The following is a 330-nucleotide window of genomic DNA, read 5'->3' as shown; positions in this document are numbered from 1 at the left end:
ACCCTCTTCTGTAAGCTCGTATTTCTTTGCTATGCTCATGTTCTTATCCACCTAATGATTGTTGTGCATCGTTTTGCTCATACCCTGCCCTGCTTACTGCACAACCATCAACAAACTCAGGTGATGGAGATGTTTCTTTTTTCTGCATTAAGTTTTGCAAACGCTCGGGATAAAAAAAATCATCAGGACGTAAGTCTATGTTGTTGCGTTTAGCGTAATTCAAAAGCATAACTTGATATTTAGCGGGAATAATCCCACCTTTTCCTTCACGCTTCTCAACAGGATAAGTCCATTTATAGACAGCCGATATATGACAATGAACAAGTAAAG

The 330-nt window shown here is 39.1% G+C and carries 1 protein-coding gene; it reads right to left on the bottom strand.

Features of this window, described 5'->3' with window-relative positions:
• Window positions 1-43: 43 nt before the first annotated feature.
• The coding region (locus J7R05_RS09130) for a hypothetical protein (RefSeq protein ID WP_208541950.1) at window positions 44-330 on the bottom strand (287 nt) is incomplete at its 5' end.

The organism is Bartonella capreoli (assembly GCF_902813205.1).
Classification (GTDB): domain Bacteria; phylum Pseudomonadota; class Alphaproteobacteria; order Rhizobiales; family Rhizobiaceae; genus Bartonella; species Bartonella schoenbuchensis.
The sequence above is the reverse complement of the archived record's forward strand: the minus strand, read 5'-3'. Positions and strand labels throughout refer to the sequence as shown.